The 24,496-nt window shown below is 40.7% G+C and carries 25 protein-coding genes; 11 read left to right on the top strand and 14 right to left on the bottom strand.

Features of this window, described 5'->3' with window-relative positions:
• Window positions 1-2: 2 nt before the first annotated feature.
• The 4 genes from VFM80_RS03295 to nadC all read right to left on the bottom strand — a co-directional run bounded on the left by VFM80_RS03295 (window position 3) and on the right by nadC (window position 4,111).
• Window positions 3-200: an HU family DNA-binding protein gene (locus VFM80_RS03295; protein WP_395069521.1), complete on the bottom strand. Its 198-nt coding sequence runs from the start codon at window positions 198-200 to the stop codon at window positions 3-5.
• 6 nt (window positions 201-206) lie between these two features.
• Window positions 207-1,925 carry a hypothetical protein gene (locus VFM80_RS03290; protein ID WP_395069519.1) on the bottom strand — a complete coding sequence of 573 codons (1,719 nt, stop codon included), beginning with the start codon at window positions 1,923-1,925 and terminating at the stop codon, window positions 207-209.
• Between the two features lie 128 nt (window positions 1,926-2,053).
• Window positions 2,054-3,163 (bottom strand): quinolinate synthase NadA, encoded by a 1,110-nt coding sequence (gene nadA / locus VFM80_RS03285; RefSeq protein ID WP_395069517.1) that lies wholly within the window; start codon window positions 3,161-3,163, stop codon window positions 2,054-2,056.
• 117 nt (window positions 3,164-3,280) lie between these two features.
• A complete protein-coding gene (nadC, locus tag VFM80_RS03280) occupies window positions 3,281-4,111 on the bottom strand; it encodes a carboxylating nicotinate-nucleotide diphosphorylase (RefSeq protein ID WP_395069515.1) in 831 nt (276 codons plus the stop codon).
• A gap of 78 nt (window positions 4,112-4,189) precedes the next feature.
• On the opposite strand from nadC, the gene VFM80_RS03275 reads away from it, so the two are divergent.
• The 4 genes from VFM80_RS03275 (at window position 4,190) to VFM80_RS03260 (ending at window position 8,816) form a co-directional block, all read left to right on the top strand.
• Window positions 4,190-5,356: an IscS subfamily cysteine desulfurase gene (locus VFM80_RS03275; RefSeq protein ID WP_395069514.1), complete on the top strand. Its 1,167-nt coding sequence runs from the start codon at window positions 4,190-4,192 to the stop codon at window positions 5,354-5,356.
• Window positions 5,353-5,916 (top strand): DsbA family protein, encoded by a 564-nt coding sequence (locus tag VFM80_RS03270; RefSeq protein ID WP_395069512.1) that lies wholly within the window; start codon window positions 5,353-5,355, stop codon window positions 5,914-5,916. Before VFM80_RS03275 ends, VFM80_RS03270 begins: the two co-directional genes overlap by 4 nt.
• A gap of 131 nt (window positions 5,917-6,047) precedes the next feature.
• On the top strand, window positions 6,048-7,676 hold the full coding sequence (gene argS, locus VFM80_RS03265) for an arginine--tRNA ligase (protein ID WP_395069510.1): 1,629 nt from the start codon (window positions 6,048-6,050) through the stop codon (window positions 7,674-7,676).
• A gap of 135 nt (window positions 7,677-7,811) precedes the next feature.
• Window positions 7,812-8,816 (top strand): 6-bladed beta-propeller, encoded by a 1,005-nt coding sequence (locus tag VFM80_RS03260; protein ID WP_395069508.1) that lies wholly within the window; start codon window positions 7,812-7,814, stop codon window positions 8,814-8,816.
• Window positions 8,817-8,950: 134 nt separating this feature from the next.
• On the opposite strand, the gene VFM80_RS03255 is transcribed toward VFM80_RS03260, so the two are convergent.
• The 3 genes from VFM80_RS03255 to dnaN all read right to left on the bottom strand — a co-directional run bounded on the left by VFM80_RS03255 (window position 8,951) and on the right by dnaN (window position 11,800).
• On the bottom strand, window positions 8,951-9,757 hold the full coding sequence (locus VFM80_RS03255) for a class I SAM-dependent methyltransferase (protein WP_395069506.1): 807 nt from the start codon (window positions 9,755-9,757) through the stop codon (window positions 8,951-8,953).
• 139 nt (window positions 9,758-9,896) lie between these two features.
• Window positions 9,897-10,685, bottom strand: a complete 789-nt coding sequence (locus tag VFM80_RS03250; protein ID WP_395069504.1) for an SAM hydrolase/SAM-dependent halogenase family protein — start codon at window positions 10,683-10,685, stop codon at window positions 9,897-9,899.
• Window positions 10,685-11,800 (bottom strand): DNA polymerase III subunit beta, encoded by a 1,116-nt coding sequence (gene dnaN, locus VFM80_RS03245; protein ID WP_395069502.1) that lies wholly within the window; start codon window positions 11,798-11,800, stop codon window positions 10,685-10,687. Before dnaN ends, VFM80_RS03250 begins: the two co-directional genes overlap by 1 nt.
• Window positions 11,801-12,025: 225 nt before the next feature.
• Here dnaN and VFM80_RS03240 point away from each other — a divergent pair, with 225 nt between their 5' ends.
• The 7 genes from VFM80_RS03240 to VFM80_RS03210 all read left to right on the top strand — a co-directional run bounded on the left by VFM80_RS03240 (window position 12,026) and on the right by VFM80_RS03210 (window position 15,880).
• Window positions 12,026-12,157 (top strand): hypothetical protein, encoded by a 132-nt coding sequence (locus VFM80_RS03240; protein WP_395069500.1) that lies wholly within the window; start codon window positions 12,026-12,028, stop codon window positions 12,155-12,157.
• Between the two features lie 288 nt (window positions 12,158-12,445).
• The gene (miaA, locus tag VFM80_RS03235) at window positions 12,446-13,354 is read left to right on the top strand and encodes a tRNA (adenosine(37)-N6)-dimethylallyltransferase MiaA (RefSeq protein WP_395069498.1); all 909 of its coding nucleotides are present in this window, start codon (window positions 12,446-12,448) and stop codon (window positions 13,352-13,354) included.
• A gap of 145 nt (window positions 13,355-13,499) precedes the next feature.
• Window positions 13,500-13,745, top strand: coding sequence for a phosphoribosylformylglycinamidine synthase subunit PurS (purS, locus tag VFM80_RS03230; RefSeq protein ID WP_395069496.1), 246 nt, complete (start codon window positions 13,500-13,502; stop codon window positions 13,743-13,745).
• Window positions 13,746-13,748: 3 nt separating this feature from the next.
• Window positions 13,749-14,078, top strand: a complete 330-nt coding sequence (locus VFM80_RS03225) for an ATP-dependent Clp protease adaptor ClpS (protein WP_395069494.1) — start codon at window positions 13,749-13,751, stop codon at window positions 14,076-14,078.
• A gap of 4 nt (window positions 14,079-14,082) precedes the next feature.
• Window positions 14,083-14,781, top strand: a complete 699-nt coding sequence (purQ, locus tag VFM80_RS03220) for a phosphoribosylformylglycinamidine synthase subunit PurQ (protein ID WP_395069492.1) — start codon at window positions 14,083-14,085, stop codon at window positions 14,779-14,781.
• A gap of 4 nt (window positions 14,782-14,785) precedes the next feature.
• A complete protein-coding gene (lptB, locus tag VFM80_RS03215; protein ID WP_395069490.1) occupies window positions 14,786-15,550 on the top strand; it encodes an LPS export ABC transporter ATP-binding protein in 765 nt (254 codons plus the stop codon).
• A 9-nt stretch (window positions 15,551-15,559) separates the two neighbouring features.
• Complete coding sequence (locus VFM80_RS03210; RefSeq protein ID WP_395069488.1) at window positions 15,560-15,880, top strand: rhodanese-like domain-containing protein; 321 nt, start codon at window positions 15,560-15,562, stop codon at window positions 15,878-15,880.
• 41 nt (window positions 15,881-15,921) lie between these two features.
• On the opposite strand, the gene rho is transcribed toward VFM80_RS03210, so the two are convergent.
• From rho to malQ, 7 genes are all read right to left on the bottom strand, one after another.
• Window positions 15,922-17,139, bottom strand: coding sequence for a transcription termination factor Rho (gene rho, locus VFM80_RS03205; RefSeq protein ID WP_395069487.1), 1,218 nt, complete (start codon window positions 17,137-17,139; stop codon window positions 15,922-15,924).
• Window positions 17,140-17,302: 163 nt separating this feature from the next.
• Window positions 17,303-18,637: a tetratricopeptide repeat protein gene (locus VFM80_RS03200; protein ID WP_395069485.1), complete on the bottom strand. Its 1,335-nt coding sequence runs from the start codon at window positions 18,635-18,637 to the stop codon at window positions 17,303-17,305.
• Window positions 18,638-18,716: 79 nt separating this feature from the next.
• Window positions 18,717-20,033 (bottom strand): hypothetical protein, encoded by a 1,317-nt coding sequence (locus VFM80_RS03195; RefSeq protein WP_395069483.1) that lies wholly within the window; start codon window positions 20,031-20,033, stop codon window positions 18,717-18,719.
• The gene (locus tag VFM80_RS03190; protein ID WP_395069481.1) at window positions 20,020-21,234 is read right to left on the bottom strand and encodes a hypothetical protein; all 1,215 of its coding nucleotides are present in this window, start codon (window positions 21,232-21,234) and stop codon (window positions 20,020-20,022) included. The genes VFM80_RS03195 and VFM80_RS03190 overlap by 14 nt, the downstream gene beginning before the upstream one ends.
• A gap of 36 nt (window positions 21,235-21,270) precedes the next feature.
• The gene (locus tag VFM80_RS03185) at window positions 21,271-22,074 is read right to left on the bottom strand and encodes a glycogen/starch synthase (protein WP_395069479.1); all 804 of its coding nucleotides are present in this window, start codon (window positions 22,072-22,074) and stop codon (window positions 21,271-21,273) included.
• A gap of 19 nt (window positions 22,075-22,093) precedes the next feature.
• Complete coding sequence (locus VFM80_RS03180; RefSeq protein ID WP_395069477.1) at window positions 22,094-22,915, bottom strand: phosphosulfolactate synthase; 822 nt, start codon at window positions 22,913-22,915, stop codon at window positions 22,094-22,096.
• Between the two features lie 74 nt (window positions 22,916-22,989).
• Window positions 22,990-24,495 carry a 4-alpha-glucanotransferase gene (gene malQ / locus VFM80_RS03175; protein WP_395069475.1) on the bottom strand — a complete coding sequence of 502 codons (1,506 nt, stop codon included), beginning with the start codon at window positions 24,493-24,495 and terminating at the stop codon, window positions 22,990-22,992.
• Between the last annotated feature and the right edge of the window lies 1 nt (window position 24,496).

Here is a 24,496-nt window from a genome sequence, read left to right as displayed (position 1 = left end):
GTTTACCCCTTATGTTCAGCTGTAAATTCTATAGTATCTTTTGGGGGCATCACCATATTAGACCCGTCAGCCCTTTTTTCTTGTCTTTGATTGTGGTGAACCGGTTTAAATGTACCCAAGCCTTTCACCTCAACGGTGTTTTTCATAATGATCTGGTCACGAATAACAATTCCCAGTGTCTCTAAAAATTCTTTTGTCATAATAAGTTAGAATTTAACGGTTAACCCTCCAAAGATCTGAAATGGGCGTTCCTGATACCCATTCCAAATTTCGTATTCCTGCCCCATAATATTTAATAGTTTGGCATAAACGCCAAATGTTTCATTGATCTGAAATTCAGCCCCTGCATTAAGTATTAAAAAAGGATCCAGTTCAGAATTTGTTTCAGGTGATTGACGACTGCCAATATATTCTGTCCAGCCATTAATTGTAAGTTCTTTTACAGGCTTGTAAGAAATGGCTCCGCTTAGCCCGAGTTTTTCCTCGTAAGGAATATCTCCCCCGGATTTTAAGCTGGGTCGGCGGGCATAAACCTTAACATCTGCCCAAAATTTTTCAGGTACCAACTGTTGACTTGCCCCAAAATAAAGATCAAATATATTGGCGTTGCCATAATTCACATTATAAAAACCAGGAATGTTGGCAGGTTGAATTTCTTCGCGGGTATAATAGGCATAATCCCTGGTATGAGTATATGTAACACCGCCAAAGAGCCTGTTGCCTTCAAATAATTGAAAATTAACCTCACCTGAAGCTCCGATATTATAGGAGTGCTGCAGCTGGCTTTCCATATTCAGAAATCGATTGTATTGATGGTGTTCCTGCAAGGTTTGAAGCTCAGGCCGTGCAAAAGCAGTACCTGTAATGAATAATCTGGTATTTAGGTTATGTTTAACCTCGACCTCAGGCACGATATAAAAGCTTTCGGAATCCGCATCAGAAATATATTCGACTCCCCCTTTTACCTTTATTCGGGTAGTGAAATTGAGTAAACGCTCATACGTTAAGAATCCCTGTGCGTCTAACCAGTTTTGATCATCATAAAAGGAAGAGGTGTAATTTGAGGCTTCCATGCTTCCTGTGATCTTAAAGGTCTCATATATTCTTTTTCCGGGCCAAAAATATGATACCGAGCCATTTACGATCTGCTCATCGAGATCTCCGGATAAACCCGAGTTTCCTGCATCCAAAGTTGAAGAAAAGATATTTCCGCCCGCTGAGATACTCCACCCGTTCAGGGTATTCTTCATTTTTTGAAGAGTAATTTGTCCGCTTAACCCGGTATAGCTTTTATCAGAAGTTTCACCGATAGAGTTTTGCTGAAAGTTGTCTTCAAGGTCAAACAGGTAATTGAAGTCACTGAGCGCCCCGATGTCTATATTTAGTTTCAGGCCATCCTGCAATTTAGTGGTATATCTTCCACTTAAGTCCAGATACCGAAAGCCGCTTTCTTGAGAGGAAAGGTGACCGTCTGATGCAAGCATGTTTAAGTTTCCGGAAACGAGGCTTTTGTCGTTCAGCTCATATAAACCGTATCCGTTTATTTCAGGGGTCAGATAGCTTCCAAATCCTCCTCTTATATAGGCATTCAATCGATCAGGGATTTCAAGCATAGAGCGGTAAGGTGGCTCGGGACGACCCAGTTCTGTAATTGAGATGTCTGCAACGGCATCTTCCGGGGTTTCTATGAAAGGCATCCGGTTGGGGTCAATTTGAAAAACCCTGGGTTTAGGGTTAAAACCTAAAATTGGCTGTCTTCTTAATCCCGGAAAGCGTGCTTTGAACTCACTGCGAATTTCAATGTCTTGTGGATTGATTTCAGGTAACAGGGAGTTATCAGCCGCTGTTTGACCATCCTGAGCATTGGCAAGCATGGGGAGTAGAAAAATCGAAAATAGAAATAATAGCGGTCTTTTCTTCATCATATGACAGAGTTTACTGAAGGTACTAAAATTTAACAAAGGTTTAAGGCTTTGAGAACGAAAAAGATGTACTTCGAGTATGCACTCAAGTTCCGGACTCTGTAAGAGTATACAGGGAATCCGCAGATATTTTAAGAGCGCTTCAGCATTTGCTCAAGAGCAAGTACAGCATATTCTTTAACGTCTTGCGAAACAGTAATTTGATTTACCACCTCACCTTGTTCCAGTTTTTCGAGCGACCAAAGCAAATGGGGCAGGTCAATTCTATTCATGGTGAGGCAAGGGCACAGAAACGGGTTTAGGGAAATGACCTCTTTGTCCGGGTTTTCAGCAGCTAATCTATTTACCAGGTTCATCTCTGTTCCGATGGCCCACCTTGTGCCCGGTTCAGCCTGTTCAATGGTTTCAATAATAAAACTTGTAGAGCCATTCAAATCTGAGGCTTGTACTACATCATAAGTACACTCAGGGTGTACAAGGATCTTTGTGTCAGGTTCCTTATCACGGAGATTTTGTATGTGGTTGATATTGAATTTCTCATGTACGGAGCAATGTCCTTTCCACAAGATCACTTTCACATCTTCAAAATCACCGGCATACTCAAACCTCTCCTCAAGGGGAGCCCAAACGGCCATTTGCTCCAAAGGTATTCCAAGATCATAAGCGGTGTTTCTTCCCAGGTGCTGATCGGGCAAAAATAAAATGCGTTCTTTCTGTGTGAAGGCCCACTCCAGCATTTTTTTTGCATTAGAGGAAGTGACCGTCGCCCCACCGTGTTTTCCTACAAACCCTTTGATAGCAGCTGTGGAGTTGACATAGGTGAGAGGCAAAATGGTATCTCCCCAGATCTCCTGCATTTTCTTCCATCCCGTTTCAGTTTGATCGATATCGGCCATGTCTGCCATGGAACAGCCGGCACGTAGGTCAGGAAGAATGACCTTTTGGCCAGGCTTGGTAAGCATATCTGCAGTTTCAGCCATAAAGTGTACGCCGCAAAAAACAATGAATTCCGCTTCCGGCATTTGAGAGCAGATCCGAGCGAGTTTCAGGGAGTCGCCGCGCGCATCTGAGAACTGGATCACCTCATCTTTTTGATAATGGTGCCCGGGAATAAAAAGACGATTCCCAAATTTGGCCTTGATCTCCTTAACACGAGCTGCCATTTCTTCCACAGATAACTGGCTGTAGCGCTTGGGCAGGGAGACTTCTGATTCAATTTCTAACAGGTCTAAAACTTCCATAGAATATTTAGGTCTTGTACAAACGAGAGTGTAATAAAAACGAAATTTAGGTCAACATTATGATCAGTGTTGAAGTTAAGAAATTAAACACTGAATTCGTTCGGTTCTAACAGTCTTTTACTGCAGGTTGAAACTGATATCCAGTGCTTTTACGGAATGAGTAAGCCAACCCAGAGAGATCACATTCGCACCACAGTTCTTATAACTGCCGATATTTTGCGGGGTAATTCCGCCTGAAACCTCAACAACAATATCATCCGGAATAATATTGATCAGCTTCTTTACTTCCTGAGGGGAGCGGTTATCCAACATGATAACATCGGCTTTAGCAGCCACCGCTTCCAAAACTTGTTCTTCGGTCTCTGTTTCCACCTCTACTTTCACCATATGTCCGGCGTGTTTTTGCACCATTTCAACGGCGGCTTTAATACTGCCGGCGGCTTTAATATGGTTGTCTTTGATCATTATTCCGTCATCTAAACGAAAGCGATGGTTTTTACCTCCCCCACAGCGTACGGCATATTTTTGAAGGCTCCTTAATCCGGGTAAGGTTTTACGAGTGTCGGCAACAGCAATGGTTGGGTCATCAAGCAAATCGACCACATTCCGGGTTGAAGTAGCGATTCCGCTAAGGTGCTGGAGCAGGTTTAAGATCACTCTTTCTCCCGTTAAAAGGATGCGAATACTTCCTTCAACTTCTCCAATAATATCCCCCTTTTTCACAAAGTCTCCATCTTTCTTGTGAAGCGTGACCGTTACACCGGGGTCTAAAAGATTGTATCCGGCTATAACAGCATCAAGCCCGGCAAGTACGCCATCTGCTTTTGAGGTGTAGATCCCCTTTCCTTGCTGATTTTCAGTAAAAACAGATTCGGAAGTAAGATCGCCCATTCCGATATCTTCGTGGAAAGCATTTTTTAAAGTGGAGGTTAGCTCAAGCTGATTCATTTGATGATAAGGCCGTTTTATTTGTCTATTTTTAAGGCAAAGTAAAGATACCTTTTTTTAAACATAAGAGCGATTTGAATGATCTATCTTGACCATGCCGCAACAACCCCCATCAGTGATCAAGCACTGGAAGTTTATATCAATGTTGCCAAGCACTATTATGGGAATGCAAGCAGCCTACATGATGAGGGCTCATCGGCAAAACAAATTCTGGAAGCCTCCAAAAAAACGGTGGCTGATACATTAAATGCCCGCGCGAAGGATGTGTTTTTTACTTCAGGAGCAACTGAGGCTAATTTTCTTTCCATTTATTCCCTTTTAGCTGCAAAGGAAGGAAAACAGATCATCACTACTTCGATTGAACATTCTTCCGTCCGAAATATCTTTCTAAAGCTTGAACGGGAAGGCTATGAGATAACCCGACTTCCTGTAAACCAGTTTGGTGAGGTGGATATGGATGAGTTAAAGAGCGCATTGAAGGATGATACCTCTTTGGTATCCATACAACATGTGAACTCTGAAATTGGGATCATACAAGACCTTCAAAAAATTGGGGATCTATTAAAAGAACAAGAAGTTCTTTTTCACAGTGACTGTGTACAAAGTTACGGCAGAATTCCATTAGACATTCAAAAGCTGAATGTGGATGCTATTTCGATATCCGGACATAAGATATATGGACCTAAAGGAGCAGGGGCGGTTTGGATGAATCCTAAAGTAAGCTGGAAGCCATTTATCCCCGACCCTGATTTCCCAAAGAACTTAAAACAGGGAACGAGTGATGTGCCATCGATTGCGGCTTTTGCAACTGCATCAAAACAGATCACTCAAAAGATGAAAGAAGAACAGGATCGAATTCTTTTATTTCGAACAGCTTTAATGAATGAACTAAAAAAACTACCCTTCGATCTGGAAGTTTTCGGGCATCCGGAAAGATCTATACCAAATATTTTAGGACTTAGGTTTCCCGGGATGGAGGGGCAGTTTCTAATGCTGGAATGCAATCAGGCCGGTTTGGCGATCTCAACAGGAAGTGCTTGTCAGGTGGGAAGTGAAAAACCAAACCGAACAATGACAGCTATTGGAAAAAGTGCACAAGAAGCGAGGGAGTTTATACGTTTATCCTTCGGAAGGGAGAACAACGAGGATCAAATTCCGCAGATAATCGAAAAAATGAATGGTATCTTATACCGACATTTTAAAAAAATAAATCAGTATAGAAAGAACGAAGGAATCACATTATGAAACGAGGATTATTTTTATTCACTATTGTTGCCGTAATGTTTAGCGGCTCCTTGATGGCGCAGGAGACTGAGGTATCAGAGGCAAAAATTAACTTGGTCAAATACAGTGACTATCAGTGCCCGGCGTGTAAATATTTTGTATCTATTGAAGAGAGGCTTAAACAAGAATATGGAGATGATATTTCCATCACTACGAAGCACTTTCCGCTTAATATGCATGAATTTGCTCAGTTGGCATCAAGAGCAGCCGAAGCGGCCCGTGTTCAGGGTAAATACCAGGAAATGCATGACTTGATCTTTGCCGGACAAGAACAATGGGCTCAGGGTAATGCAGAGGCTATGTTTATTGGTTATGCCAAAAGCCTGGATATGGATGTCGAAAAGTTCAGAAGTGATTTGAACTCCGCCGAAATGCAACGTATTGTGATGGCAGATAAAAGAGAGGGAATGAACCTTAATGTAAATTCAACCCCCACCTTCTATATTAACGGGACCAGGGTAGAGCAGAATCCAAGAACATTTGAAGCTTTCAAGGCAATTATTGATGATATGATCAATTAGTATTAACAAGAATATCTCGAAGGGGCAATACTTTTGTGTTGCCCCTTTTTTTATAGCCAAGAAATGTAATCTGACCTGATTCCTAATTCCCAATTCCCTTATCTTTGGGTGAATCTGAAAATTATTATTCCATGAAAGAATATTTAGTTGAGATCATAAGTAAATCTCTTCAGCAGTTTGAATTAGAAGAAGTACCGGAAATCAAGATAGAGGAACCGAACCAGCCGGAACACGGAGATGCTTCTGCCAATATCGCTATGATGTTGGCTAAGCTCCTCCGGAATAATCCAAGAGCGATAGCTCAGCAGATAGTAGATGGCTTGAAGTTCGATGAGAAAAAAGTTTCCGCCGTTGAAATTGCGGGCCCCGGCTTCATCAATTTTCGGTTTGCTGAAGAGTATCTGTTTGACAGCTTGAGTCAAATCCTGAACTCGGGAGAAGCCTACGGGCAAACAGATTCCAATAAAGGTAAACGGGTTTTGATCGAATTTGTCAGTGCCAATCCAACCGGGCCCTTAACGGTCGGTCATGGACGGAATGCCGTTTTAGGTGATACCGTAGCCCGACTTCTTGAATGGACCGGCGCTGAAGTTGAAAGAGAATACTACTTCAACGATGCTGGCCGACAAATGCGGGTTTTGGGGGAAAGTGTTCGCGCCAGATATCTGGAATTACTTGGAAAGGAAGCTGAATTTCCTGAAGGTGGTTATGAGGGAGAATACATTCGGGATATCGCTCAGGCTTTAGTGGATGAGAAGGGAGAAGACCTTGTTGAAGCTGAGGATGAAAAGCCATTCAAGGAAAAAGCCGAAGAGGAGATATTTGCGGATATCAGCGGTACGCTGGAGCGCATGAAGATCAAAATGGATTCCTTTTTCAATGAGCATAGCTTGTATGAAGAGGGAAAGATCGAAGAAACCATTGAGAAGCTTCGAAAAAAAGATCTGGTGTATGATAAAGATGGAGCCGTTTGGTTTAAAACTACCGAGTTCGGCAAAGAGAAAGATACCGTATTGGTAAAAAGCACGGGCGAGCCCACCTATCGCCTCCCCGATATCGCCTATCACGCCAATAAATTAGATCGCGGTTTTGATCTATGTATTGATGTGTTTGGAGCCGATCATATTGCCACCTACCCTGATGTGTTGAATGGCATTAAGTCGCTTGGTTATGACCCGGAAAAGGTAGATGTGGTCGTGTACCAGTTTGTGACTTTAGTGAAAGATGGAAAACCATTTAAGATGAGTACCAGAAAAGCGAATTTTGTCACGCTTGATGACCTTATGGATGAAGTAGGTGCCGATGTTACTCGCTTCTTCTTCCTGATGCGCTCGCCAAACACCCATCTCGAATTTGATATTGCACAGGCCAAAGAAGCCGGTGAAAAGAACCCGGTCTTTTATCTTCAATATGCCCATGCCCGAATTTCCAGTATTCTGCGAAAAGTAACAGAAGAATATAATTTTTCAGGTTCAGCTGACCTAAGTGTATTGGATCATGAAAGTGAGATCAAGCTTATCAAAACCATGCTGAAGTTTCCGGAAACGGTGCTGAGTGCAGCAAGATCACGTGAGCCGCATCACGTTGTGAATTTTCTGAACGAGCTGGCTTCCGCATTTACTTCCTTCTACCATGACTGCCGCATTTTAGGGGAAGATGAAAAACTGGCTCAGGCTCGTATGGAACTGGCAAAGGCAACGGCTCAAGTCTTAAGAAACGGATTGGGGATCTTGGGAATTACTGCTCCGGAACAAATGTAGGTAATTTTAAATGTGATAATGTTGAATGTTAAATGGCTTTTAACCCCATTTAACATAAGTATATGAATCATGTTGTTTTTTTGATTTATAAAATTTGAAGATTAGTTTCGGTTAAATGATCATCAACGCAATTCAATGAAGCGGCTATTCTTACCGGTATTAATTCTCATTCTATTCCCATTCTGTAACCTTTACAGTCAATTCTTTGAAACGACAGATACGCTGATATTAGAAGAAACCGATGATGTTCTGTTGAGTGGAGACCTTCAAATTCAAAACGTTAAGGATGATACTATCCTGGTTGTTGATAAAGCTCAATCCCACGTGCTTATCTATAATAGAAATGGAGAGCTTTTATCTTTTTGGGGAAGAAAAGGAAATGGCCCCGGCGACTTAAACCAACCAACGTCGGCATTGAGACTTCCGAATGGAAATATTTTGGTAACGGAATTTAGTGGGCGGGTTACCAAATTTTCACCCTCAGGAGAAGTAATAGATATAGTATCAACAAAAATAACCCGTCTTAATAAAAGTTTGCTGCTGCCAAATGGAAAAGTCCTTTTAACCGGCAGTAATTTTACGGCCGAAGATCACTACCTACTTTACCTTTTTGATCCGGAGGATATGGGTGTATATAAAGAGATCTTCCCGTTGCCTATGGATCCAAAAGAGTATGCCATGCAGCCATTAACGCTTGCAGAATCCTCATATGCTACGGTGTGTGGAGATAAAATTATTGCCGCACACTCGATGCTTCCAGAGCTTTATTTCTTTGATTTTGAAGGAAGACAAATCGGCAACAAGGTTATCGACTCCGAATTGTTTTCAGTGATGGAGAGAGTGGAGAACTCAAATAACCCCAATGAAACGGTTAAAAAGTATGGAGCAGCATCATGGATTTGGGGGCTGTATTGTATGGGTAGTGACAATATTGGCATTAAATTTTTGAAGAACCTGACCGGAGAAGATGGAAATCCGGTGAGCTTTATGTTGACAACGAATGAAGGTGAGTTATTAAAAGAATCATCGGATGTACCGTTTATTTTGTTCAATGACCATCAAACAGATACCCTTTATTTCCCAGACAAGGAAGCAGAAGCCCCTAATACTTTTATTAAAAGGGTTTTGATCGGAAACTGAACAGGTTCTCTGAAAATGAATTGAGGTTTTACACTTTAGAATAAATGTAGGGGTAATTTTAAATGAGAAAATGTTGAATGTTAAATGGCTCTTGATCCCATTTAACATTCAACATTTAAAATTAAGCATTCCGGCTACGCCGGCCTTAATTTCGTAAAACAAACAATCCCCTTAACAAGTTGCTCTTCCACCTCAAACCCGGCTTGGTTGAATAGTTTGTTACTTTCATCTACGGTCCAGAAATTAATCCCGCCAATAGCGGCCGACTCCTGAAGCAAGCGCCCATACCATGCTTCTGATTTGATGAGATGCATCATGAAGAAAACGCCGTCTTCTTTTAACACTCGTTTAGCTTCATATAGAACTTTTAGTTCTTCAGTCAGTTCATTAAGTGTTCCGCCCATCACAATGCCGTCAAAGGTTTTGGAAAAGAAAGGAAGCTCTCTCCCATCAGCACGTATAAATGTCATGTCTGTTTCGTCGGCTTCGGCTTTGAGGCGGGCTTCCTCCAGCATTTGAGAAGAAAAATCGAGGGCTACAATGTTTGCTTCCTTCTGAGCCGCTTTAAGTGCCCGGGCATACAAGGCGGTAGAACATCCAAGATCTAAATACCATCCATCTTCTTTTGGCGCCGTCCAGTCGATGAGTAACTCATGTTCTTTCTCTATCGGAAACTCTTCTCCCGAAAGCAATGAGAGTGAGCGCTTTCGCCAGATATCTTCATAGATAGCCGCCGTAATTTTCCAATGGTTAGTGCTTTGAGCAATAGAGGTAAATTCAGGTTCTTTTCCTAAAAGATCGATGATGTTGTTCTTAACGCGGTATTCATCTCCTTCCTTAGAGCCAACAGTTCCGTTGAACGGCATAGAAAGGTTGGAAATTTCATCAGGGATGGAAATTCCGGCACGTTCATCTATGGGAGAGCGTAATTCAAGCTTCATAACTAATCATTTTGTTTTGTAGGGAATACGCTGATTAAGCTTTAGTGTTACAGCACCTTTAGCTAACTTTTCCAAAGTTACCTGAGGGTTAGAATTAGATAAAGAATACTGGATAACTTTCGAAAAGTTGCTGTGGTAATTACTTCTGCAACACGATCGAGATCTGCGCACCTTTATCAACACTTAACATGCGTCCGGCATTTCCTTTATTAATACCGATCTCAAGCATGCCTGAACTTCCTATAAATGCAGCAGGTTCCCCTTCTTCTACGTCGCCAAAAGTGGTCACGATCTTATTGAGCATAGTATTCCCCACGTAGATCTTGACGTTCTTTTTCTCGAGGTGATCGTCAATAAGCTCCTCAGAAATATTGGTTATTAAATTTCCAAAACGATCAATATGAACGACCCAGCCTTGAAGCCCGTCTTTATCAGCAATGGGAACGGCCCAATGATAGGTTACCAATTCTTCGATTGGTTCGCCAAGATCTTCCAGCTCTACCCCGTTACTGAGATGCGCCGCAACGGGTGCAAAAATATCACGGCCGTGAAAAGTTTTAGAAACCCCTTCCCTCCAATAGGTTTTGTTATTCAGTTTGTAGGCCTCATAGTCGTATTGGTTAAAGAAAAGTGAAAAAATACCGTTGTCGGGTCCTACAAAATATTGGTCTTTAACTTTCAGGGCTACCGGATGACGTGAAGTTCCCACACCGGGATCTACCACTACCAGGTGCACGGTATTTGGCGGGTAAAGAAAAGCAGTATTTCGGACAACCCATGCCCCGGCCATAATATCTTGTGGGGGAATTTCGTGGGAAATATCGACAAACCGGGCATTTGTAGCAATGCCCAGCATGACCGCTTTCATAGCGCTCACATAATGGTCTTGCAAACCAAAATCAGTTGTGATGGTAATTATTTGACTCATCAAGCATAGCTGTTGAGCATAACCGGCATTACCAGCATCAGGATATCTTCGTTGTCATCTTTGTTGGAAGGCTTAACAATACCGGCGCGATTAGGGGATGAAAACTCAAAAGTAACTTCATCATCATCGATATTGCTGAGCACATCACCCAAATACTTTGCATTAAAGCCGATCTCCATTTCTTCATTGGAATATTCACACTCGATAGTCTCTTTCGCTTCACTGCTCATATCAAGATCTTCAGCACGAATGGTCAGTTTGTCTGAACCAAGCTGCAATCGAATTTGCCGTGTAGTACTGCTCGAGAATATAGCCACACGCTTCACCGTAGACAGCATCTGGTCTTTACTGATGGTAAGAAACTTGTCATTATCGCGGGGAATTACTGAATCGTAATTTGGATATTGCTCGTTGATAAGACGGGTTATGACTATGGTGCTTTCACTTTTAAAACGAGCATGATCTTCTGTTACAGTAAGTTCACAAGCATCGCCATTTATAGTTTTTTGGATGAGGTTCAGTGCTTTATCAGGAACAATGAAATTTACATCTTTGTCAGCCTTGATCTCTTTGTTGCTGTACTTTACCAGGCGGTGACCGTCAGTCGCAACAAATTTACTTTCATTCGTGCCGAGCTGGAAATAAACACCCATCATCGCAGGGCGCAGATCATCACTGGAAACCGCAAAAAGCGTTTTGTGAATCGCATTATTCATCAACTCGGTTGTGGTGTTTATGCTGGTACCTTCATCCAGATTAGGCACTTCGGGAAATTCATCTGCATCATCTCCAACCAATTTGTATGTACCTTTATCGGTGCGGAAGTTGATGTTCTTGCGATCATCTACATCAAAAAATACGGGGATGTTTGGTAGCTGACGCAAAGTTTCCAACAATCGGCGTGCAGGTATTGCAACTGCACCATCTTCTTCGATATCAGCATCAATGTACTCAATGATGGAGATCTCAAGATCTGTGGCGGTAAGTTTCAGTTTTCCGTCTTCACTTTCAAAAAGGATGGTTTCCAGAATAGGAAGTGTAGCTTTTGAAGGCACGGCTCCAATCACGGCCGAAAGCCCTTTGTTGAGTTCGTTGCTCGATACAGAAAATTTCATAAATTCATTATTTAAATAGGTTAAAGAGCAATTTTACACCCTAAGTTGCCCTTTCAATGGAGTGTGCTTATACTAAGAAATACTGACTCTCTCTGCAACCTCAGAAAGATCAATTTTCAGCTCAAATAAGTATCAGAATATATCGTTTAAGCGCTACAGTAACCTTTTACTTTTTTATTGATGAATTGCTTTATTTCAGCGCTTTTACTATTGGGTTTCTTTCCCTTGCTTTCTCATGCACAGTATAAGTATGGCAATGATTTTTTATGTACCGGAAGTGGAGCCCGAGCCCTTGCCCGTGATGTTACCTCCTCATTTTGGAACGTAGCAGGACTTGCTGAAGTGGAAACGCCATAGATCATGTATATGCATTCCGAGCGTTTTAGCGGTATAGTTGGGTATGATTATGTAGCAGCTGCATTACCCCTGAAATACCAGAATGGAGTTATTTCGTTAAGCTTTTTTGCTGGATTATAGTTGTGCCAGTTTTGCAGGCGCTTCCAGTGATCTCGGGTTTACGCATAGGATATCACTGAGATTTGATTTGTAGTTTTTTTATAAATCAGTTTTAATGTGTTACCGTAACACGTTTTTAAACTTCAGTGCGTATCTTTGCCTCAATATTCCATTCCAAAACTTTACATTTTGAGAATCATAATTTTAGGCCCTACCGCTTCTGGGAAAACCGAGCTTTCCATTCAGCTTGCCGAAGAATTTAATACTTCTATCATTTCAGCTGATTCCCGGCAATGCTATAAGCACATTGACATTGGGACAGCAAAACCTTCACCCAAAGAATTAGAAAGAGTTCCCCATTACAATATTTCGTTGCTGGAGCTTGAGGAAGATGATAATGCCATGAGTTTTCAGCGGAGGGCAGTAAAATGGGAAGAAGAAATAATACAAGAGTCGAAGCATGTGATCTATGTGGGCGGAAGTACGCTTCATATTCAAAGCCTTATTCAACCATTTAATGAAATGCCGGAGGCGGACGAAAAAAATATCGCCAATCTGGAAAAAAGGATCGAAAATGAAGGGCTCGAATCACTATATGGAATGCTGAAAGAAATTGATCCTGAATACATTAAAAAAATGGATGGAATGAATCGGCAGCGCATTATCCGTGCTTTGGATGTTTGGATGCAAACCGGGAAACCATTTAGTAGCTTCCATGATGAAGACGAAGTTCAACCTGATAAGAATACGGTAGTTCTTGGACTAAAATGGCCTCGACAGAAATTATATGATCGTATCAACCTGCGTGTTGACCGGATGATAGAACAAGGATTGGTTGAAGAGGTGAAAGCCATTCTGGCTGAGGGGAATTCCAAAGAGCTTCAATCATTGAATACGGTAGGTTATCAGGAGATCATCAAATATTTGGATGGTGAATGGAAGCTGGAAAAAGCCATCGAAAAGATAAAAACAAGCACCCGCCGTTACGCCAAACGACAAATGACGTGGTATAAACGATGGAATTTTGTTCAATGGATGGATGCGGACGAGATGAGTGTGAAAGAGATGGAAGAAGAGGTTTTAAATAGATTGAGGTGAAGAAGTAGATATCAAAAGGAAGTCAGAACACAGTACTCAGAAAAGAATTCTGAATCCTGAGTCTGACTCCTGCATTCTCAAAGAGAAGTTAGCAGCTAAGTTGTAGAAAGGTTAACTTTGGAGCTCACTTAAATGAAGCCCGAATATGTATAAAGCGAAAGTAAATGTAACGCTGCGTCCATCCATTTTGGACCCAAAAGGAAAAGCTGCTCATCATGCCCTTCAAAACCTTGGTTTAAATGAAGTTCAGCAAGTACGCATTGGCAAGTTCATTGAGCTTGATGTGGATGCCAAAGATGAAGCAGCTGCAAAAAAAATCGTAGAAGCTGCCTGCGCTCAGTTGCTTGCTAATGAAGTGATGGAAGATTTCGAAATTTCGATCGAAGCCTGATCCATGTTCTCCCTTGCTCAACATATCGATACTATTGTGCTGAGCGAAGAAGAGGTGGAGTACCAAACTGAGACCAAGGAAAAAGAAGAAGTTGAAGAATCAGTAAACACACCTTGGCGGCTTATTTTGTATGACGACGATATTCACACTTTTGAAGAGGTGATTTCGCAGCTTATGAAAGCTACCGGATGCAGTCTGTCTGAAGCAGAAGACAAAACCTGGAAGGTTCATAACGAAGGCAAAGCGCTGGTTCATGAAGGCGAATTTGAAGAATGCCTTCGTATAGACGGTGTACTCAAAGAAATTCAACTGGTTACTGAAATAAAAGGATAAAACAATGGCCACATTTGGCGTAGTAGTATTTCCCGGCTCTAATTGCGATCATGATGCATACCATGCCATGAAGCATGTGATGAATTCTGACGTAAAATTTCTATGGCATAAAGACACTGACCTCTCTGGCATCGACTTTTTGATAGTTCCGGGCGGGTTTTCTTACGGAGATTATTTACGCTCAGGAGCTATTGCCCGGTTCTCTCCCATTATGCAGGAAGTAGTGAAATTTGCCGAAAAAGGAGGTCCTGTCATGGGAATCTGCAACGGATTTCAAATTTTGTTGGAAGCCGGACTTATTCCCGGTGCAATGATGCATAACGAAAAACTAAAGTTCGTATGCAAGGATGTATTCATCAGAACAGAATCAACCGATAGCATTTTTACCAATGGATTGAAGAAGGGACAGGTTTTGGATATACCGGTTTCTCATGGAGAAGGAAACTATTTTATTGATGACAACGGATTGAAATCCCTTCAGGACAATGATCAGGTGCTATTCCGTTATTGTGATGTAAATGGTGACTTGACTAAAGAGGCTAACTTTAATGGCTCCATCGACCACATTGCCGGAATTTGTAATGAGGGCCGAAATGTTTTGGGGATGATGCCGCATCCTGAGCGAGCCATGGAAAAACTGCTTGGCTCTGAAGACGGAAAGCCGATCTTTGAATCTATTTTAAATTCTCTGTCAGTAGCTTAAAACTATGAGCACGGAAATCCAGCCGGAATTGATGTTACATAGCGAGGGCTTGGTTAAGCGCTACAGCAGACGTACGGTTGTGGATGATGTCTCGATAAATGTTAAGCAGGGCGAAGTGGTGGGTTTGTTGGGGCCAAACGGAGCCGGAAAAACCACAACATTTTATATGATGGTTGGGCTGGTTCGTCCCAATGCGGGAAAGATTTATCTGAATGAAAAAAATCTAACACGTGAGCCGATGTATAAGCGGGCAAGGATGGGAATTGGATACCTTGCCCAGGAAGCCAGTGTATTTCGAAACCTCACGGTGAGAGAAAACCTTGAATCGGTACTTCAGTTTCTATCCATTCCCCAAAAAGAAATTGACCTTAAAGTGGATAAGCTGATTGAAGAGTTTGGGCTTCATAAAGTAGTGAACAGCAAGGGATATAGCCTTTCGGGTGGCGAGAGAAGAAGAACGGAGATCGCACGAGCTTTAGTTACCGATCCGAAATTCATTTTACTTGACGAGCCATTCGCCGGAGTTGACCCTATTGCCGTAGAAGATATACAGGGAATTGTTTCCGGTTTGCGTCATCAAAACATCGGAATTTTGATCACCGATCATAATGTGCATGAAACGCTGGCCATCACTGACCGGGCCTACTTAATGTTTGAAGGAAAGATATTAATGGAAGGCTCAGCTGATGTGCTTGCTGAAGATGAAAAAGCCAAGCAGTTGTATCTTGGGAAGCAATTTAAATTAGACCGCTATACTTCAGAAGAATAATACGATCCTATGAAAACGATTTCAGTCCATGAATTAAAGAAAAGAAAAGAAGCTGGGGATACTTTTTTTCTACTCGACGTAAGGGAATATCACGAATACCTGGTTTCAAATATCGATGGCCATCATATCCCTTATAATGATCTGGAAAGCCGTTTAGGTGAAATTGATGAATATAAGGATAAGGATGTGGTTGTGATGTGCCGTTCCGGAAATACCAGTAAAGATGCGGCAAAGATCTTGATCAATTCCGGCTTTGAAACCGTTTTCAGTTTAGAGGGCGGAATGAAAAAATGGGTTAAGGAAATTGACCCGTCGCTTCCGGTAATTTAAAGTTCCGAAAACCTTTAACAGCTTTGTAAGGTCTGCAGCATTTATGCTAATGCAGCAATTTGGTTGAGAAGTTCCTGATTACTATCTGTATTCTTCAAAACTTTCAACAAACCAAGCATGGATTCTTTCGGAGATTTTTTAAGCAGATATCTTCTCACCATGTTTCGCTCTTCCAAAGAATCGGTGATAAACTTGTGCTCATTTCGTGTTCCTGAAGCTTGGATGTTTATGGCCGGATAAATACGGTCGTTGGCTAATTCCCGATCCAAAACGAGCTCCATATTACCTGTACCTTTAAATTCCTCAAAAATCAGATCGTCCATGCGTGAATTTGTTTCAATAAGGCAGGTAGCGATGATGGTTAATGATCCTCCCCCCTCTATTTTTCTGGCAGAGCCAAAGATCTTTTTGGGTATCTCAAGAGCACGAATATCTAAACCACCCGAAAGGGTTCTACCGCTGTTGGTTTGAATGGCATTATAGGCTCTACCCAGGCGCGTAAGAGAATCGATCAAAAGAACTGAATCCTGACCCATTTCGGCTTTTCTTTTGGCGTAACCCAAGGCCATTTCGGTTATTCTAATATGGCTTTGGGTTTGCTTATCGTTAGAGGAGGCAAAAACTTCGGCCTGTGTAGTTCTAATAAAATCGGTTACTTCTTCAGGGCGCTCATCTACCAAAAGAACACTGACATGAATATCATCATAGTTATCAGTCAGAGTTTTAGCAATTTTCTTTAACAGAACGGTTTTACCTGTTCTCGGTGGAGCAACAATCAGGGCGCGTTGGCCTTTTCCAATTGGGGCAACGAGATCCATAACCCGCATTTCCACATCATCAGCATTAAAACCAAGCTTTATCCAGTCAATGGGCATGATTGGTGTTTGCCTCTCAAACCGGCTGGATTTCGTCCACGCTTCTACGGGCCGTCCATTTATTACGTCTACAGAAGCAACGTGCTTATGGCCCTTATTATCTTCTTCAAATTCACCTTCTAAAACCAAGCCTGGTCTTAGGTCAAGATCTTTAACTTCCTCAGGTTTTAAAAATGGATCCTGAGGTTGATATGAGAACTCATAATCAAGCTTTCGAATAAATCCCCATCCTTTTGAATTGATCTCCAAAACCCCTGCATAGCGACCGGCTAGTCCTTGATTATTTTTCCAATAAAATTTGGGGATAAAGGCATTATCGGCCTTGTTGCTGCGGTTATTCCGCTTGTTCTTATTGCGATTTTTGTAATTTTTTTTAGGAGCCATTTGCTTAATGCGTATTGTTTAATCCTTCTCCAGATATTGAAAAGTGAACATTATGTATGTTAAATGTAAAGGAGGAAGGAGGGAAGAAAGGTGCGGATTTAATCTCCGCACCTTAATGTATTAGTGGATAGGAAAAGATACAAATGTTTTTATTGATACCAAATTAACGAACGGTTGTAGTTTCGTTAATAAAGCTATAACAGTTGTTAAGAGAGCCATCAACTGTGATTGTATCTCCGTTCTCAAGATTCAAAGTAAAAAACTTATCTTCCGAATTTGGCGTTACATCTTGATACGTAGATAGCTGTTGGTTAACTGAATTTGCTACTGAAGAGTCAACTTGTTTAGCTTTGTTCAAATAATCTATTACAACCCAGTAAACAACTTTATCGGCGGCTTCAAGCGTGCGGTCTTCAGTACACTGACTAACGGCAGCACCGTAAATAGTAGCCATTTTGATGAGGGAAGTACCGTCATTAGGATCTATTTGAAGAGCTTTTTGAACCTGTTCTTTTGCTATGCTTAGCTTTCCAAGGTTTATATTCATGTCAGCCAAACTTAGATACATTTCTTTTCTTTGAGAGTCATCAGTAGCTCTATCTAATGCCTGCTGATAAAATCGAACGGCCTCGTTGTAGTTTGCATTGCTTCGGGCAAGTTCAGCCAGGTCTAATGCACTATCATAACTTGGGTCAAGATCATTGAGTTTTAGCTTAATTTCTTTCAGCTTATCGCGATCATCAAGACTTTCATATGCACCTTCCAGTGCTCTAAGAGCATCAAGATTGTTAGGATCCTCCTCCAAGAGTGGAGTATAATAAGCGATCTGTTCTTCAGGAGAGCCTAAAATTTCCTGTTGTTTTTCTTCTATAAACTCAAGTGCATCTCCTTCTGCATGTGGTTTAACATTATCAATAAAGTTTTGGGCATCTTCGGTGCGATCTTGATCGATGATATTATTTAATGCCTGCCGTAAATAATAACCATCACCCATTGAAACAGCTCTTTTAGGATCTATCTCAAAAAGTGTTTCATAGTCGGAATAGGCTTTCTGCAACCCATTATCTATGGTATTATAATTTTGTTGATAAAAACGGCCTCTCGTAAAAATTATATCAAACCTTGATTTAGGTTCATCTCCAAATAATTCAAGGCTTTCATTTAAAAGAGTTTCAGCAGTATCAATGTAAGCTGCTTTAAGGGTAGGGTCTTCTTTGCTATTGCCAATTTCCTGATAAATGGTAACCATTCGGTCGTATTGAGTTAAAAGGCTGAACCTGGGGTTTCCCTCTAGTTTTTCAGGCTTTGCACATATTAGCCAGCGACCATAGTCTAACGCAAATTCGTAATCGCCTGAGCGATAATTTTCATAAAAGATAGAATAGGCTGCTAATGGAGATAAACCACTGGGCGGCTCTTTTTGGCATGTATCTGCTTGAGCATGTGTAATGGGAGAGCTAACAAAAAGAATCCCTAAAAGCGTAATTAGATATTTCATTGGTCTTCGCTATTATTAATACTGTCAGTTATTAAAACTCAACAGGTTGTTTAATTATTATATTATAAATATTAATTGTTTAATTCAGCTTGGGTCTGAAAAACATAAGCTCTGATAAATTCACAGATATATTAAAGGCCCAAATTTTCTCTCTAATCAAATTATTAGAGGTAGTTCCTCTAAGTCCGTACTGAGCACTTAAATCTATAGTAGAATTAGAGAAAGGGGAAATTATTCCTAAACCGGCAGAAAACCAAAGGGTATTAATATCCTGGCCTTGAGCTTGAAGGTGGCCGGTATCATAGGAAACCCCGGCACTGTACCGGAAGTTAGAGAGAAAACTCGTTGAATTTGTTTTATACGGGTGATATTCGCCGCCAAGTCCTAATTTAGCACGATCAGATAGCTCAAAGGATTGATTATTAGCACTGTTGAGGCTTGATTGAGCATCACTCCATTTTTGAAGCTTACCTTCAAGCGAAATGTTGACTAAAGGGCTGGGATAATAAGTCAGGCCTGAAGTTAATTCTACGGGGAGCTTTGCAGCACCTCCATGACTTTCTTCAAGAACCACTTCACGAGTCTGATTATTAACGATTTTCGTGCTTATAGTTTTTTCATTGGTGGAAATATTAATCGGAAAAATAAATGAAGAACCAATACTAATTCTATCATTTGACCGTAAAAGATTTTTGAAAGTAAGTAGTGCTCCAAAACGATGGCCGAAGGTGGAGCCCGTTATTTTTGTGTCAATGATATTTGGCCCAAATTCATTGCTGTTAAAATATAGTTCACGTGAATTATCTTGAGATATAAAAACTAAGGACGGGGCATAACCGATAGCAAGATTCTTGTTTATGTTCCAGCCAAAGCCAATTTCAAATTTATTGATCCCACCACTTCCTTTGGCATCAGAAATATATTCGAGGGTTTCATTTTCTGATGTGACGGTCGTATTCGTTGTAAGAAATCGATAATTGGAACGAGTAACCGGATAGAGAGATGCAGAAACACCAAAGCGTTCTCTTAAGATCGGCAATGTCAGTTGAAAATAATTTGCCTGAAGAGAAGAGTTTATGCTTACAGAATTATTATCAGTTGACTGAAATTTTGAAAAACTGAATCCGGATGAAGTTGTGGTGAAAGCATTTTTACCCCACAATGCCGGATTTTGCAAACTATTTGATTGGGCATTATCCAAAGAAACACCGAAAATGCCTAAACTCGACTCTCTGGCTGTATTATTCTCTATAGGAAAACCTACGCCAAACAAGGAATAAAAAGAACCGCTGTTACCTATACTGCTGGAATTGCTTTGTGCAAAAACCTGGCCGACAGATAGTATAAAAATTGCTACGGTTAAGTAAAAATATCTATGGAAATTAATTGTCTTCATTCACTATTGATGTGATAATTAGTTTTGGTCTTAATTCCGTTGAAGCAGATTCATTGTGCAACAAAGTGGAGCGAATAATGCCTGAGTTTGAGCCAATTCCTATAACCATTTCATCCCGCTCTTCCTGGCCATAAAGTATGTTATTTAAGTAAGTAGTAATATCAGCTTTAAAATAAGGCCCGTCAGAAACTCTTGATCCGGTAAAATTAGGTTGCCTGATTTGATATTCATAAACTTCATCAGAAGAAACACCAAAGCTTAGGCTAACAAAATTAACATTTGGCCTGCTATGATTAACCGGTAAAGATGAAGAGAGTGTATTAGTATCTTCATAAAGAACTAAATCAGCTCTGAGAATATTTGAGGACTGATGATTTTCCCTAATTTGAGCTAACGGGAAATTAATTTTCATAAGTTCTTCGATAGTGGAATGAAGAGAGGTATTTGTGGGGCTCTGATTAACATTACTTCGATCTAAATTATAAGCAAAACTACTTAGGCTCACGGCTACAGTGTCAGATTGATCTTCGGTCAATATAAGAAAGCGGCTATCGTTTCTTGGGAAAGAAATTTTATTGGTATTACCTGTAGGCACAATTACTAAACCAAGAAATTCATAGCGATATAATGAGTCAGCATTCGCATCTTCATTATTAAGATAGGTTGCATATTTATCTTTCCAGGCATCATCAAGATTTACGATGATGTTTTTCTCTTGTCCTATTGTAAAACTTCCAATCTCAGTGGTGTTATCATAAGTCACATCTGTATCAATGCGGTGTGAATTTCCCCTCCAAAGAGAAGTGACCTCATAAATTGAAAACTCAGATACAGATAACGTATCACCATAAGTGTTTGTACTGTCCAGTTGAAGCTCAAGCTTAAAGGAAAAGTTATTGCCGTCAATACCTAAACTGTCAGGAATGCTTGGCTCTCTTATAGGTTTCATTAAGCTCATGGCTTCAATGTCTCCAAAAGTTTGATCCGAATAGCTTCCTATAGCTGTAAAACCAAAATTACCTGAGTATCCTGAATAATTTTCAGAGGTAACGTTATCGAGTGAAAGTGTGTCATAAACTACTACGGGTTCTTCAATGAAATTATTTCCTACACTTCCGGGGTCTTCGCAGCCGTTAAATATTAAAACTAAGGTTAACAGCGAAATACATAAGGAAATAAAACCCTTATTTGTTCTGGTCATTAAAAAATATATTTAAAATGTTCTCTATCAATTATTCTATTCAGCGTCGGATATTGTGCGATAGTATTCGGCAAATTTATCAGATACGGCCTCAGGAGATCCCTGAATTTTTTCAGGTGTTATTCCCAGCTCTTTGAATATATCATCAAATTCATCTTTTAAATAATTACCGGTAACTACATGGTCACTATACTTTAGCCCCAATTTTAAAAGATCAACTTTACCCTCTTCGGTAAGGTTGTCGATTTCGGTATCAGCGGGCAATCCAAGGAGTTCCAGCACTCTCGCAGAATCTGAATCACCCTCGTTGATGGGGTGATGTAAATTATAAACGATTTTTGTGTTCTTAAAAATTTTCTCGTCTTTGTATAGTGTTTTTACCAAAAGCGGAGTCAAACCAGCAGGCCAATCATGGCAGTGAATGATGTCCGGCTCCCAACCGAGCTTAATAACTGTTTCAAGTACGCCTTTATTGTAGAAGGCAAGACGCTCGTCATTATCTTCATAAAACTCTTCGGAATCAGGTTTTCTGAAAAGTCCTTTTCTCTTGAAATAGGTATCATTATCTAAGAAATATACCTGTAGCTTGGCATTAGGTATGCTTGCTACTTTTATTTTCATGGTCTCTATTTTGTCACCTACTTCAACTTCAATTCCTGAAAGCCGAATTACTTCGTGCAGCCTGTTTCTCCGGTCATTGATCGTACCGTATTTTGGGAGCAGAATCCGAATTTCGAATCCTTTATCTTGTAATGATGCCGGCAAGAACCGAAGTAAATCGGCAGTATAGGTCATGCGTGCGAAAGGTGAGATTTCTGCTGCAACGTAAAGAATTTTCATAAATAGTTACTCTCAGTGATTACTCTTTGTTAGAGATTGTGTTATTGTCTTTGATAACATTGTTTAGATCCTCATCGTCATCCAATGAGTAAAAGTCTAATAAAGTGTCGCTTCGGAGGCCAAGCCTTAGAGTTTCAACTGAAATAACATCAGCAGGCTGAATGTTCCCAAGATTTACATTGCTTCCAAATTTTCGAATGAACCAAACCTGTTGTTCTTTTTGCGGAGCCTCAAAGATCAGTTTTTCCTGAGGAATTTGATCGGTTATTTCTTCAATCAATCCGGATCTAACCTCCCCATTAGGCCTGAATACTCCAACAGTACCGCTTTCACGAGCTTCACAAATAACTTTGACTGCACCGGCCTTAAGTTCATTTTCTATGATCTTTACCCATTTATACGGAGGCAGAATATCATTTGGGTTTTTGCTTCCGACCTCGGAATAAACCGTAAAATCTTTACTCAATTCTTTAATTATGGATTGCTTTCGTTCATCAGAAAGCCAGATAGTTCCATTAGATACTTCCACCTGCTCAATACCATACTTCTGCATTAGAGCAACATAAGCATCCAATTGATCCCTTAAGACGTAAGCTTCAAATAAAGTGCCACCAAGATAAACCGGTATACCTGCATTATGATAGACCGCAATTTTTTCTTCAAGGTTCTGAGTTACATAAGATGTACCCCAGCCTAATTTTACAACATCAATATACTTTGAGCTTGATTCTACAAAGTCTTCAGCTTGACGTACGCTGTACCCTTTATCTAGGGCTAAGGTAAGACCCTTCTTCCTGGGTTTTTCTGTTCGATAAGGTAAATGGTTCAGTGTAAAAGCCATATATATAAGTTAAAATATCTAAGCCTGAAATATACAAAAACACAGTCTGTATATGAAATCAAGCATTTGCAAGGTTAAGTAGTTGGGTTGATCTGTCTGTTACTTATTTCTACAAGTTGTTGAATTTGTACTTCATCTACGGCGTCTAACATTTGAGCAGTATATCTCCAGAGCCAGTTTCCGGAAGATGTTCCGGGTATATTCATACGATGTGCGCTATCTAATCCCATAAAATCTTGTAAAGGGAATATAGCCTGATCTGAGACCGAAAGCATCCCTAATCGAATAAACTCCCAATGAATATTTTCTCCATTTGAGCGAGTATATGTGCGTGCCCGGTGCTGTTCAACATCATTCGTGGTTTTATACCACCCAATGGCTGTGTCATTATCATGAGTGCCGGAATAGGCCACACTGTTTTGAGAGTAGTTGTGTGGTAAAAAGCTATTGGTTGAATCCGAGTCGAAAGCAAACTGAATGATCTTCATGCCCGGAAAATTATATTTATCTCTGAGTTTTTGGACTCCTTCTGTCATAAAACCAAGATCTTCTGCTATGATCGGGAGCTCCCCGCATTTATCTAAAATGGTATCGAATAATTTTTCTCCGGGGCCTTTTACCCAGCGTCCGTTTTCTGCTGTTTTTTCAGAGGCTTTAACTTCCCAATAAGCATCAAAACCACGGAAGTGATCTACACGAATTGCATCACAAGCATTAAACATGTGTTTAAAACGCTTAACCCACCAAGAAAACCCATCATTTTCAAGCTCATCCCATTTATACAGTGGATTGCCCCAGAGCTGACCGGTTTCACTGAAATAATCCGGAGGAACACCTGCTACCAATTGGCGGTTACCTTTTTTGTCTACCTCAAAATATTTGGGATTGGCCCATACGTCAGCACTATTGTGGTCTACAAAAATTGGGATGTCACCTACAATACGAATTCCTTTTTCGTTGGCATATTTTTTAAGTGCGATCCACTGATTATTAAATTCAAATTGAAGCCAGTACTGAAAGGCGATCTCATCGCTGAATTTCTTACGATATTTCTTTAGCGCTCCTGGTTTGCGTTGAGCAATATCATCATCCCAGGTATTCCAAGGCTGTTTGTTATAATGAAGTGAACAGGCCATGAAAAGAACAAAGTCGTCTAACCAGTGCTTGTTTTGTTTTTTAAAAGCGTTGAAAGCCTGTTCTTCCTCTTTAGCAAGGTTCTGATAAAAGCGGTCACAGGCGATTTTGTAAACCCTGTTTTTATTTTCAAAGGAAAGATCATAGTCGGCAACCATTGTTGATGGGAGCTCTATGGACTTGATCTCTTCCTTAGTAAGTAAGCCTTTTTTATAAAGAACATCGGGGCTGATCAAATAGATATTCCCGGCAAATGCTGAATAACTGGCGTAAGGTGAGTTGCCATAACCGGTTGGAGTAAGGGGCAATACCTGCCAAATAGTTTGATGTGTACGTTCTAAAAAATCAAGAAAATCGCGGGCTTCAAATCCAAAATCTCCCATACCATACTTTCCGGGAAACGAGGTTGGATGAACTAGGCAGCCGCTGGATCGTGGAAACCTCATC

The sequence above is a fragment of the Gracilimonas sp. genome (assembly GCF_035704785.1).
In the GTDB taxonomy this organism is placed as follows: domain Bacteria; phylum Bacteroidota; class Rhodothermia; order Balneolales; family Balneolaceae; genus Gracilimonas.
The sequence above is the reverse complement of the archived record's forward strand: the minus strand, read 5'-3'. Positions and strand labels throughout refer to the sequence as shown.